The organism is Streptococcus sp. F0441, assembly GCF_000314775.2.
GTDB lineage: Bacteria > Bacillota > Bacilli > Lactobacillales > Streptococcaceae > Streptococcus.
The window spans coordinates 584,959-596,968 of sequence record NZ_KB373321.1; the positions used below are offsets into that span (position 1 = coordinate 584,959).

The window sequence follows — 12,010 nt, forward strand, 5'->3', positions numbered from 1 at the left end:
TAATCATGTGGTAAACACATAGTTATAAATTTTTTATATTTTAAAGGAGTCCTATCATGGCAATATTTGAAAAAGTACAAGAAATTATCGTTGAAGAACTTGGGAAAGACGCATCAGAAGTAACACTTGAATCTACTTTTGATGATTTGGATGCAGATTCATTGGACTTGTTCCAAGTAATTTCTGAAATCGAAGATGCTTTCGATATTCAAATCGAAGCAGAAGATAACTTGAAAACAGTTGGTGACTTGGTTGCCTACGTTGAAGAGCAAACAAAATAATTAACATATTACTAGAAGGAGTAGGGGAGACCCGCTCCCTCTTGTTTAGGTAATAGTTTGAGACTCAAATGATAAACTCATCGAACTATTACGTAAGCAAGGAATGATGGAGGCACTATGAAAACACGTATTACAGAATTATTGAACATTGATTATCCTATTTTTCAAGGAGGCATGGCCTGGGTTGCGGATGGTGACTTGGCTGGTGCGGTATCAAAAGCTGGTGGTCTAGGGATCATCGGTGGTGGAAATGCACCTAAAGAGGTCGTAAAGGCTAATATCGATAAAATCAAATCACTTACGGATAAACCTTTTGGTGTTAACATTATGCTCCTGTCTCCATTTGTAGAAGACATCGTTGATCTCGTGATCGAAGAAGGGGTCAAGGTGGTTACAACTGGTGCAGGAAATCCAAGTAAATACATGACTCGTTTCCATGATGCAGGCATTACAGTTATTCCTGTTGTTCCTAGTGTTGCTTTGGCAAAACGCATGGAAAAAATTGGTGCAGATGCGGTTATTGCAGAGGGAATGGAAGCTGGTGGACATATTGGGAAACTAACAACGATGACCTTGGTTCGTCAGGTTGCTGCAGCTGTTTCGATTCCAGTTATCGCAGCTGGAGGAATTGCGGACGGTGAAGGTGTCGCTGCAGGCTTTATGCTTGGTGCTGAGGCCGTTCAAGTCGGTACGCGTTTCGTAGTAGCTAAGGAATCTAACGCCCATCCAAAATACAAGGAAAAAATCTTAAAAGCGCGTGATATCGATACGACTATTTCAGCTCAACACTTTGGACATGCTGTTCGTGCCATTAAAAATCAGTTGACACGTGACTTTGAGCAGGCTGAAAAAGATGCCTTTAAACAAGAAAATCCAGATTTAGAAATCTTTGAACAAATGGGAGCTGGTGCTCTTGCTAAAGCTGTTGTTCATGGAGATGTAGAAGGTGGATCTGTCATGGCAGGTCAGATCGCTGGTTTGGTTTCTAAAGAGGAAACTGTCGAAGAAATCCTAAAAGATCTATACTATGGCGCTGCCAAAAAAATTCAAGAAGAAGCCTCTCGTTGGGCAGGAGTTGTAAGAAATGACTAAAACAGCCTTTCTATTTGCAGGTCAAGGTGCTCAGTATCTAGGAATGGGGCGTGATCTCTATGATCGCTATCCTATCGTCAAGGAAACAATTGACCAAGCCAGTCAGGTTTTGGGTTATGACCTTCGTGACTTGATTGATAAGGAAGAAACCAAGTTAAATCAGACTCGCTATACGCAACCTGCTATTTTAGCGACTTCGGTTGCTATTTACCGACTATTGAAAGAAAAGGGCTACCAGCCAGATATGGTAGCAGGATTGTCCCTCGGGGAATATTCTGCTCTTGTAGCAAGTGGGGCCTTGGACTTTGAGGATGCAGTTGACTTGGTTGCTAAGCGCGGTGCTTATATGGAAGAGGCTGCACCTGCAGGCTCTGGGAAGATGGTTGCCGTTCTTAATACTCCAGTTGAAGTGATTGAGGAAGCTTGTGAAACAGCCTCTAAAGTTGGAGTAGTGACTCCAGCTAACTACAACACCCCAAGCCAAATCGTTATCGGTGGTGAGGTGGCTGCGGTTGACCGCGCAATTGAACTCTTGCAGGAAGCAGGAGCAAAACGATTGATTCCTTTAAATGTATCTGGTCCTTTCCATACAGCCCTTCTTGAGCCAGCCAGTCAGCAACTAGCTGGAGCTCTTGAGGGAGTGAGTTTCTCAGATTTTACTTGCCCTCTAGTCGGCAATACGGAAGCTACTGTTATGGAAAAAGATCGAATCCAAGAGCTCTTGACGCGTCAGGTGAAAGAACCTGTTCGTTTTTATGAAAGTATTGCTGTGATGCAGGATGCTGGTGTGACCAATTTTATTGAAATTGGTCCAGGGAAAGTCCTGTCAGGATTTGTCAAAAAGATTGATAAATCAGCTAAGCTAGCTAACGTTGAAGACCAAGCAAGCTTGGATGCTTTGTTAGGAAACTAATGATCCCTTCTCCCACAAAATACAACAGGAAACAGGAGAAATAGAATGCAACTTACAAACAAAAATGTCTTTGTAACAGGTTCAAGTCGTGGTATCGGACTTGCCATTGCTCACAAATTTGCCCAACTAGGTGCTAATGTAGTCTTGAATAGCCGCGGAGCAATCTCAGAAGAATTGCTGGCTGAGTTTTCAAACTACGGTGTCAAAGTAGTACCGATATCAGGTGATGTTTCAGACTTTGCAGATGCCAAGCGTATGGTAGATCAAGCGATTGCAGAACTCGGTTCTGTCGATGTCTTGGTCAACAATGCTGGGATCACTCAAGATACGCTGATGCTCAAGATGACCGAAGAAGACTTTGAAAAAGTGATTAAGATCAACTTGACAGGTGCCTTCAACATGACGCAAGCAGTCTTGAAACAGATGATCAAGGCACGTGAAGGTGCGATCATCAATATGTCTAGTGTGGTTGGTCTGATGGGGAATATCGGACAAGCCAACTATGCGGCTTCTAAAGCAGGTTTGATTGGTTTTACCAAGTCAGTAGCACGTGAAGTTGCCAATCGTAATGTGCGCGTAAATGCTCTTGCACCAGGAATGATCGAGTCAGATATGACTGCTGTTTTGTCTGATAAGGTCAAGGAAGCGACATTGGCCCAAATCCCAATGAAACATTTTGGTCAAGCAGAACATATCGCAGATGCTACAGTGTTCCTGGCTGAACAGGATTATTTGACTGGACAAGTTCTCGCTGTTGATGGCGGACTTAGCATGTAAAAAATAAGGAAAGATATAGGTAAGACAGATGAAACTAAATCGAGTTGTAGTAACAGGTTACGGATTGACCTCTCCTATCGGAAATACTCCAGAAGAATTTTGGAACAGTTTGCAAACTGGGAAAATTGGAATTGGAGAAATCACTAAGTTTGATCACAGCGAATTTGCTGTGCACAATGCGGCAGAAGTTCAAGATTTTCCATTTGATAAATACTTTGTCAAAAAAGATACCAACCGTTTTGATAACTATTCTTTGTATGCCTTGTATGCGGCTCAAGAAGCGGTGACAAATGCAAATCTTGATGTAGAAGAAATCGATAAAGATCGCTTTGGTGTCATTGTGGCTTCTGGTATTGGGGGAATTAAAGAAATCGAAGATCAGGTTATCCGTCTTCATGAAAAAGGTCCAAAACGCGTTAAACCATTGACACTTCCAAAAGCCTTGCCAAATATGGCTTCAGGAAATGTTGCCATGCGCTTTGGAGCAAACGGTGTTTGTAAATCAATCAATACAGCCTGTGCCTCATCAAATGATGCTATTGGAGATGCCTTCCGTTCCATCAAGTTTGGTTTCCAAGATGTCATGTTAGTAGGTGGATCAGAATCATCTATCACTCCTTTTGCCATCGCTGGTTTCCAAGCATTGACTGCCCTATCAACTACAGAAGATCCAACTCGTGCTTCTATTCCGTTTGACAAAGACCGTAATGGTTTTGTGATGGGAGAAGGTTCTGGAATGCTGGTTCTTGAGAGTCTTGAACATGCTGAAAAACGTGGAGCAACTATCTTGGCTGAAGTAGTTGGTTATGGAAATACCTGTGATGCTTATCATATGACTTCACCTCATCCAGAAGGTCAAGGTGCAATCAAGGCAATTAAACTAGCTTTGGAAGAAGCAGAAATTTCTCCAGAACAAGTGGCTTACGTCAATGCCCACGGAACTTCAACTCCTGCAAATGAAAAAGGAGAAAGTGGTGCGATCGTAGCTGTTCTTGGTAAAGAAGTACCTGTATCTTCAACTAAGTCCTTTACAGGACACTTACTTGGTGCTGCAGGAGCAGTAGAAGCCATCGCTACCATCGAAGCCATGCGTCATAACTATGTACCAATGACAGCTGGAACAAGTGAGTTGTCAGACTATATCGAAGCGAATGTCGTTTATGGACAAGGCTTGGAGCAAGAAATCCCTTATGCTATTTCAAACACTTTTGGTTTTGGTGGACACAATGCGGTTCTTGCTTTCAAACGTTGGGAGAATAAATAATTATGAATTTAAATGAAATCAAGGACTTGATGGCTCAATTTGACCAATCAAGTTTGAGAGAATTTTCTTATAAAAATGGAACGGACGAATTGCAGTTCAGTAAGAATGAAGCAAGAATGGTTTCTGAAGCACCAGCTCAAGTTGTTCCAGCGCCAGCTGCAGTAGCTGCAAGTCCAGTAGTTTCGGCCCCTTCAACTCCAGTAGAGAGTGCAGTGGAAGAAGCTCCAGCACCAGCTGAAACGACGGTTGCTCCAGAGGGTGATGTCGTTGAAAGTCCACTTGTAGGGGTGGCTTACTTGGCTGCTGGACCAGATAAACCTGCCTTTGTCACAGTCGGAGACAGTGTTAAAAAAGGTCAGACTTTGGTGATTATAGAAGCCATGAAGGTTATGAATGAAATTCCTGCACCTAAGGATGGTGTGGTGACAGAAATTCTCGTTTCAAATGAAGAAATGGTTGAATTCGGTAAAGGATTGGTACGTATCAAATGATCGATATTCAAGGAATCAAAGAAGCTCTACCCCATCGCTACCCTATGCTCCTAGTGGATCGTGTCTTGGAAGTGAGCGAGGATACCATTGTTGCCATTAAAAATGTGACCATCAACGAACCTTTCTTCAATGGTCATTTTCCACAATACCCAGTCATGCCAGGTGTTCTTATCATGGAAGCCTTGGCTCAGACTGCTGGTGTCTTGGAATTGTCCAAACCTGAAAATAAAGGGAAACTGGTCTTCTACGCTGGCATGGATAAGGTTAAGTTCAAGAAGCAAGTTGTACCAGGTGACCAATTAGTCATGACGGCTACTTTTGTTAAACGTCGTGGTACGATTGCTGTGGTTGAAGCAAAGGCTGAAGTAGATGGTAAGCTTGCAGCGAGTGGTACTCTTACCTTTGCAATTGGAAACTAAGGAGGTTCTCCATGTTTCGTAAAATTTTGATTGCCAACCGTGGTGAGATTGCGGTTCGCATTATTCGAGCTGCGCGTGAATTGGGCATTGCGACCGTAGCAGTCTATTCAACTGCTGATAAGGAAGCTCTTCACACACTCCTAGCGGATGAAGCTATCTGTATCGGACCTGGTAAGGCGACAGAGTCTTATCTCAATATCAATGCTATTTTATCGGCTGCAGTCTTGACAGAAGCAGAAGCCATCCACCCAGGTTTTGGTTTTCTTAGCGAAAACTCCAAGTTTGCCACGATGTGTGATGAAGTAGGGATTAAGTTCATCGGTCCTTCTGGGACTGTAATGGATACCATGGGAGATAAGATCAATGCGCGTGAGCAAATGATCAAGGCTGGGGTTCCAGTTATCCCAGGATCTGATGGTGAAGTTCACACGGCTGAAGAGGCCCTTGCAGTTGCAGAAAAAATTGGCTATCCTGTCATGCTTAAGGCATCGGCAGGTGGTGGTGGAAAAGGGATTCGTAAGGTTGAAAAGGCAGAAGACTTGGTCGCAGCCTTTGAGACAGCATCCAGTGAAGCCAAGGCCAATTTTGGAAATGGCGCTATGTATCTTGAGCGTGTGATTTATCCAGCTCGTCATATCGAAGTTCAGATTCTTGCAGATCAAGAGGGTCATGTTGTCCATCTTGGTGAACGGGATTGTTCACTCCAGCGTAATAACCAAAAGGTCTTAGAAGAAAGCCCATCCATTGCGATCGGCAAAACCCTTCGTCATGAAATTGGTGCTGCAGCCGTTCGTGCAGCAGAGTCTGTAGGCTATGAAAATGCAGGGACGATTGAATTTCTTCTTGATGAAGCGAGTGGCAATTTCTACTTCATGGAAATGAATACTCGTGTGCAAGTTGAACACCCAGTCACAGAGTTTGTTTCAGGTGTTGATATCGTGAAGGAACAGATTCGCATTGCGGCCGGGCAACCCTTACCTTTCAAACAAGAAGATATCGTCCTACGAGGTCATGCTATCGAGTGCCGGATTAATGCAGAAAATCCAGCATTTAACTTTGCTCCAAGCCCAGGGAAAATTACCAATCTCTATCTACCAAGTGGTGGAGTTGGCTTGCGCGTGGACTCAGCAGTTTATCCAGGTTATACCATTCCCCCTTACTATGATAGTATGATTGCTAAAATCATTGTTCATGGGGAGAATCGTTTTGATGCTCTTATGAAGATGCAACGGGCACTTTATGAACTTGATATTGAAGGAGTGCAAACCAATGCAGACTTCCAGTTGGATCTGATTTCAGACCGCCGAGTTATCGCTGGTGACTACGATACTTCCTTCTTGATGGAAACTTTCTTGCCAAAATACCAAGAAAAAGAATAGACTTTCAAACAGTATGAGAACTAAAAGGGGGAGTTATGGCTCTATTTAGTAAAAAGGATAAGTATATTCGGATTAATCCTAACCGTTCCGTAAGGCAGAAACCACAAGCCAAGCCTGAGGTTCCGGATGAACTCTTTTCCCAGTGTCCTGGTTGTAAACACACCATTTACCAAAAGGATCTTGGGAGCGAACGAATTTGTCCCCATTGTAGCTATACTTTCCGTATTTCAGCTCAGGAACGCTTGGATTTGACGATTGATTCTGACAGCTTTGTGGAGATGTTTACAGGTATTGAAACTCAAGATCCATTAAACTTTCCTGGCTACCAGAAAAAACTTGCTACTATGCGTGAAAAGACAGGTTTGGATGAAGCCGTACTGACTGGTACAGCTAGCATCAAGGGACAAAAAGTTGCCCTTGGGATCATGGATTCAAACTTTATCATGGCTTCGATGGGAACCGTTGTGGGTGAAAAAATCACGCGCTTGTTTGAGTATGCAACGGTAGAAAACTTGCCAGTCGTTCTCTTCACAGCTTCTGGTGGAGCCCGTATGCAAGAAGGAATCATGAGTTTGATGCAGATGGCTAAAATTTCTGCGGCAGTTCAACGTCATTCCAAGGCAGGACTTTTTTACCTAACTATTTTAACCGATCCGACAACAGGTGGAGTGACAGCTTCTTTTGCTATGGAAGGTGATATTATCCTAGCGGAGCCTCAGAGTTTGGTTGGGTTTGCTGGGCGTCGTGTTATCGAAAATACAGTTCGTGAGACCTTGCCGGATGACTTCCAAAAGGCAGAATTTTTGCTTGAACATGGATTTGTTGATGCAATTGTTAAACGGAGAGAATTGCCTGAAACAATTGCTAAATTAGTAAGATTGCATGGAGGAAGTCGCGGATGAATATTGCAAAAATAGTCAGAGAGGCACGCGAGCAGAGTCGCTTGACCGCACTTGATTTTGCCAATGGAATCTTTGACGAGTTTATCGAATTGCATGGAGACCGCTCTTTCCGTGATGATGGTGCGGTCATCGGTGGAATTGGCTGGTTAGGTGAGCAAGCAGTAACCGTCGTTGGTATCCAAAAGGGGAAAAGTCTTCATGACAACCTCAAACGAAATTTCGGCCAACCACATCCAGAAGGCTATCGCAAGGCCTTGCGCTTGATGAAACAAGCAGAGAAGTTTGATCGTCCAGTTGTAACCTTTATCAATACGGCGGGTGCTTACCCTGGTGTAGGAGCCGAGGAACGTGGACAAGGTGAAGCAATTGCTCGAAACCTGATGGAAATGAGTGACCTCAAGGTTCCAATCATCGCGATTATTATCGGCGAAGGAGGATCTGGAGGTGCATTAGCACTAGCCGTAGCTGACCGTGTCTGGATGTTAGAGAACTCAATCTATGCAGTACTTAGCCCTGAAGGCTTTGCCTCTATCCTTTGGAAGGATGGGAGTCGTGCTATGGAAGCAGCGGAATTAATGAAAATCACTTCACACGAACTCCTAGAAATGGGAATCGTAGATAAGGTAATCTCAGAAGCAGGCCTCTCCAGTAAAGAGCTACAAGCTCGTGTTAAAAATGAATTGCGTGCAGAACTAGATAGGTTGCAAGAACTACCACTTGACCAACTTATTGAAGAACGTTACCAACGCTTTAGAAAATACTAAGAATGACTAAATGAGACTAGAAAGGTCTCATTTTTTATGGAAAAATGCAATTCAGGACGAAAAATTGTCAGATGAGGAGATGGACTATAAAATAGACAAAAAGATGTATACTGTAGATGTGAGCCTACAACAATATTTTAAGAAGGTACTTAATATGACAGGTACAGAAACATTTACAGTTCTTTCGTCTGAAGACTTAGAGCAAACTTCAGGTAGTCTTGCTGTTTGGGAGGATGGATATGGTAGATGCTTATATTATAGAGAATTTGCTTCCTATATGAGGCAAGGGGCACTTAATTCTTATAGAGATGCTTGGAAGTACGGCTTCCGAGCAGGATAATCTTTCAAAAAAAGTACGATGAGAAACACAAAGAAACTAAGACAATTTGGAATATTTTTGCTTATTATTTTACTATCTACCTATTTACCACAAACAATTGGATTGTATGTGACGATCATTTTAGGGTTAGGAGCTGATGTCTATTCTCTTATTTTAACAATGGGATTAGTGGGAAGTTTCCTTCTATTAATTTGGTGGTTAAAAAAGAAAAAGATGCTCTTTATCTTTGAGAAAAAGAGCTGGAACTGGTCATTTGTCTTCTACTTATTTGCAACTTATGTGGTTTATCAGATTCTCGGTAATTTTTGGACACGCTATGCTCATTTGATTAATCATAGGAATATTCATGATGAGTATTTTACCGTGATTCTTTCAAATGGACAACCAACTTTTCTATCTACAGTTCTTAGTTTTATCTTAACAGTAGTTATTGGTCCTATTTTGGAAGAGATGCTTGATCGTGGATATTTTATGAGCACCTTCTTTCCTAAATCAAAGTACTATTTAGATGTCATCTTATCAGGCCTTATCTTTGGGCTTAGTCATTTGATACTATCTCACAGAGACCCAATTAGTTTATTATATTATAGTCTGATTGGTTTCTTTTTCGCTCTTGTCTATCGTTCTACAGACAATCTTCGATTGACCATTCTCTGTCATAGTTTTTTCAACTTTCTTATTTATGTAAAACCCATCTGGATTTTTGTTTACAATTATATCTATTATCATTTTTTTAGATAGTGGAGGCAAAGAAAAAAGTGTTTGATATTTGTCAAACACTTTTTCTATTTACTGTTCTTCTGTTACAAACTGGCTGAGCAGTCCATTGATAAAACGGGCAGACTTTTGATCTGAGAAGTTCTTTGCAAGCTCGATAGCTTCATTAACAGCAACTAGCTGAGGGGTGTCAAATGAAGTGATTTCAAAGACTCCCAAGCGAAGGAGGTTTCTCTCCACGAGCGTTAAACGCTCAATGGTCCAACCTGCTTTTAAATGCTGTGTGATTTGCTTGTCTAGCTCTTCCTTTTTAGCTTGAACACCAGAAACGAGCCCTGTCAAAAAGGCTGGAAGTTGCACATCCGTATCTTCACGATCGTGTGTGTAGGCGAAACGACAGGCGGTTTCGACATCTGTACCGAACTCAAGGCTCATGAGAGCTTGAAAAGCGCATTTACGGAGCTCACGTCTAGATTCTAATAGTGGACTAGTCATTGAGGAAATCCTCATCAAACAAGTCTTTCAAGTCTGGTTTTGGTGTTTTATCTGGAACGATACCTGCAACGTGGATATTGATAGCAGCGAGTTCTACATCAGCCATATTGCGGACTGCATCTTTGACAGCTTTTTGGATAGCAACAGCTACCTTAGGAACTTTTACTCCGTACTCAAGGTAGAGGTAGATATCTGCTGTGAGTTCTTCGTCCACATTTTTAAGATAAACACCGCGGCCGAGCGAAAGTTTTGAAAGGGTGTCAGATACTGATTTGTTTGAAAAAGAGTGAACACCCTCTACTTTTGCTGTAGCAATAGCAATGATTTTTTCAAGTACACGTGGGGCGATAACGATTTCGCCAAGTTGTTCTTCAATTCCCATAGAATGACCTCTTTCTAGAGATTAGGCACGAGAAACGTAAGTTCCTTCTGCAGTGTTGATAACGAGTTTTTGTCCTGCTTCGATGAAGTCTGGCACGTTTACGACAAGTCCAGTTTCCATCGTTGCTGGCTTGCCAGAACCTGTAACAGTAGCACCTTTGATAGATGGTTGAGTTTCTGCAACTGTCAATTCGACAGTAGTAGGAACGGTAACACCAATCACTTCAGTTCCGTAGAATTGGATCTTCACTTCTGAGTTTTCAAGGATGTAAAGTAATTCGTTTTCAACGTTGACTACAGGGATTTCGTATTGGTCGTAAGTTTCTGTATTCATGAAGTAAGCAGTGTCATCCATTTTGTACAAGTATTGAGCTGGGACAGTCTCGATGATAGCTTGTTCAAATTTTTCCTCTGGACGGTAGCTTGTGTCAAATGTAGAACCAGTACGGACATCGCGCAATTTCATACGCATGATGGTGTTTCCTTTACCTGGTTTGTGGTGGCTAGCTTCCAAAACGCGGATCAATTTTCCGTCAGCTGCTTCAAAGGTCATACCAGCCTTTAATTTACTTGCTTCAATCATGTTTTTACCTCTTTAATAAAATAATTTACTCTTTATTGTACCATAAAAGACAACATTACTCAAATGTCAAAAGGAGCTTAATTAGTTGACTGGTACGATATTTCCATCTTCGTCTTTGGTAACGAGGACGTATTTTCCATCGACTTCGATGTAAAAATTCTTGCTGGCAGTTTGCCCAGTGTTTTGGGCCGGTGCTTGATTTTGGACTTGTTGGCTTAGTTGACCACCGAGAGTTTGGCCAAGATTCATACCCATAAACATGTTCATCCCATTGCCATTCCCTTCATTGGCAGCTGCAGCAATAAGTGCTTCGTTACGAGCACGGCGTTCTTCGATTTCAATCGTGTTGTACTTCATTGCCACGAGCTCACTATCAAGCTTGCGAACGATATCAAGACTTTCTTGGTCGTAGCTGAGGTCTTCAAGCAAGATATTAGTTGCTTCAATTCCGTAGAGGCCTGTCCAAACCTTGTTGACCTCTTGTTTAGCGAGTTCGTTAAAGGTGTCTTGGTTGGCATTGAGGGTATAGATATCTACCTTGTTTTCGTTGGTATACTTGGCAATGGCAATCGCGATTTTCGGTGCGATATTTTGACGGAGCGTTCCTTGAGCTACATCTTGGAGAGTAAATGGCTGTCCGTCAGTAATTTGACGGCTAACAGAACTTACGTAGAAGAGGACTGGGTCTGCTATTTTTACATCAAACAAGCCATAGAAACGGATGTTAAGCAGTTGTTGGTAACGTTCGCTGAAGTATTCGACCGCATTTTGTGTGCCGAACTTATTACCTGCAATAGGTTGCATGCGAATAAAGATGATTTCTTGTTGAGTGATGACTTGTCCACCAAAAGAGAAACGGTTTTTAAAGTTTTCCCAAGTGCCTTTTAAACCACCTTTTTCAAGGAGCCAGGCGTTATCACCAGCTTGCCATTCGTGGCTACCAGCTTCAAGGACCTCACCAAGGAAGGTACCGTTGTTTACCAAAACAGCGGTATAGCCTTGGGGAACGATAACCACACTGCCATCTGACAAGAGGCCTGTATTTTGATTGCTGTGACGAGAACGTCCATCTGGGTCTTTAGTGAGTAATTGCCCCTTGATGGCCAAGGCGTCGCCAGAGACATTATCTGGAAGGACAATGGCTTCCTTGAATTTACTATCATTAAAACTATTTAAGCCTGCTGATAAGGCTGCACGTATAAATCCCATAAT

At 42.4% G+C, this 12,010-nt stretch carries 16 protein-coding genes; 12 read left to right on the plus strand and 4 right to left on the minus strand.

Annotated features, from left to right (window positions below):
* Nucleotides 1-56 precede the first annotated feature (56 nt).
* From HMPREF9188_RS02685 to HMPREF9188_RS02740, 12 genes are all read left to right on the plus strand, one after another.
* Nucleotides 57-281, plus strand: a complete 225-nt coding sequence (locus tag HMPREF9188_RS02685; protein WP_009729827.1) for an acyl carrier protein — start codon at nt 57-59, stop codon at nt 279-281.
* A 117-nt stretch (nt 282-398) separates the two neighbouring features.
* A complete protein-coding gene (gene fabK, locus HMPREF9188_RS02690; RefSeq protein WP_000857452.1) occupies nt 399-1,373 on the plus strand; it encodes an enoyl-[acyl-carrier-protein] reductase FabK in 975 nt (324 codons plus the stop codon).
* Nucleotides 1,366-2,286: an ACP S-malonyltransferase gene (gene fabD, locus HMPREF9188_RS02695; RefSeq protein ID WP_009729828.1), complete on the plus strand. Its 921-nt coding sequence runs from the start codon at nt 1,366-1,368 to the stop codon at nt 2,284-2,286. Before fabK ends, fabD begins: the two co-directional genes overlap by 8 nt.
* A gap of 45 nt (nt 2,287-2,331) precedes the next feature.
* Complete coding sequence (gene fabG / locus HMPREF9188_RS02700; protein ID WP_009729829.1) at nt 2,332-3,063, plus strand: 3-oxoacyl-[acyl-carrier-protein] reductase; 732 nt, start codon at nt 2,332-2,334, stop codon at nt 3,061-3,063.
* A gap of 28 nt (nt 3,064-3,091) precedes the next feature.
* Nucleotides 3,092-4,327, plus strand: a complete 1,236-nt coding sequence (gene fabF, locus HMPREF9188_RS02705; RefSeq protein WP_009729830.1) for a beta-ketoacyl-ACP synthase II — start codon at nt 3,092-3,094, stop codon at nt 4,325-4,327.
* Nucleotides 4,328-4,329: 2 nt separating this feature from the next.
* The gene (accB, locus tag HMPREF9188_RS02710) at nt 4,330-4,818 is read left to right on the plus strand and encodes an acetyl-CoA carboxylase biotin carboxyl carrier protein (protein WP_001052310.1); all 489 of its coding nucleotides are present in this window, start codon (nt 4,330-4,332) and stop codon (nt 4,816-4,818) included.
* A complete protein-coding gene (gene fabZ, locus HMPREF9188_RS02715; RefSeq protein WP_000565515.1) occupies nt 4,815-5,237 on the plus strand; it encodes a 3-hydroxyacyl-ACP dehydratase FabZ in 423 nt (140 codons plus the stop codon). The genes accB and fabZ overlap by 4 nt, the downstream gene beginning before the upstream one ends.
* Nucleotides 5,238-5,248: 11 nt before the next feature.
* On the plus strand, nt 5,249-6,616 hold the full coding sequence (gene accC, locus HMPREF9188_RS02720; RefSeq protein ID WP_009729831.1) for an acetyl-CoA carboxylase biotin carboxylase subunit: 1,368 nt from the start codon (nt 5,249-5,251) through the stop codon (nt 6,614-6,616).
* Between the two features lie 35 nt (nt 6,617-6,651).
* Nucleotides 6,652-7,518, plus strand: coding sequence for an acetyl-CoA carboxylase, carboxyltransferase subunit beta (gene accD / locus HMPREF9188_RS02725; RefSeq protein ID WP_001173374.1), 867 nt, complete (start codon nt 6,652-6,654; stop codon nt 7,516-7,518).
* Complete coding sequence (locus HMPREF9188_RS02730) at nt 7,515-8,282, plus strand: acetyl-CoA carboxylase carboxyl transferase subunit alpha (RefSeq protein ID WP_001017377.1); 768 nt, start codon at nt 7,515-7,517, stop codon at nt 8,280-8,282. Before accD ends, HMPREF9188_RS02730 begins: the two co-directional genes overlap by 4 nt.
* Nucleotides 8,283-8,436: 154 nt before the next feature.
* Nucleotides 8,437-8,622 carry a biofilm-regulating peptide BriC gene (gene briC, locus HMPREF9188_RS02735; RefSeq protein ID WP_025168549.1) on the plus strand — a complete coding sequence of 62 codons (186 nt, stop codon included), beginning with the start codon at nt 8,437-8,439 and terminating at the stop codon, nt 8,620-8,622.
* 18 nt (nt 8,623-8,640) lie between these two features.
* Nucleotides 8,641-9,363: a CPBP family intramembrane glutamic endopeptidase gene (locus HMPREF9188_RS02740; RefSeq protein WP_009755420.1), complete on the plus strand. Its 723-nt coding sequence runs from the start codon at nt 8,641-8,643 to the stop codon at nt 9,361-9,363.
* Between the two features lie 48 nt (nt 9,364-9,411).
* On the opposite strand, the gene nusB is transcribed toward HMPREF9188_RS02740, so the two are convergent.
* From nusB to HMPREF9188_RS02760, 4 genes are all read right to left on the minus strand, one after another.
* Complete coding sequence (nusB, locus tag HMPREF9188_RS02745) at nt 9,412-9,834, minus strand: transcription antitermination factor NusB (protein WP_000203646.1); 423 nt, start codon at nt 9,832-9,834, stop codon at nt 9,412-9,414.
* On the minus strand, nt 9,827-10,216 hold the full coding sequence (locus HMPREF9188_RS02750) for an Asp23/Gls24 family envelope stress response protein (protein ID WP_000510583.1): 390 nt from the start codon (nt 10,214-10,216) through the stop codon (nt 9,827-9,829). The genes nusB and HMPREF9188_RS02750 overlap by 8 nt, the downstream gene beginning before the upstream one ends.
* A 21-nt stretch (nt 10,217-10,237) precedes the next feature.
* The gene (gene efp / locus HMPREF9188_RS02755) at nt 10,238-10,798 is read right to left on the minus strand and encodes an elongation factor P (protein WP_000568633.1); all 561 of its coding nucleotides are present in this window, start codon (nt 10,796-10,798) and stop codon (nt 10,238-10,240) included.
* An 81-nt stretch (nt 10,799-10,879) separates the two neighbouring features.
* Entirely contained in the window at nt 10,880-12,007 is a 1,128-nt protein-coding gene (locus tag HMPREF9188_RS02760) for an SPFH domain-containing protein (protein ID WP_000505814.1), read from the minus strand.
* Nucleotides 12,008-12,010: the final 3 nt, after the last annotated feature.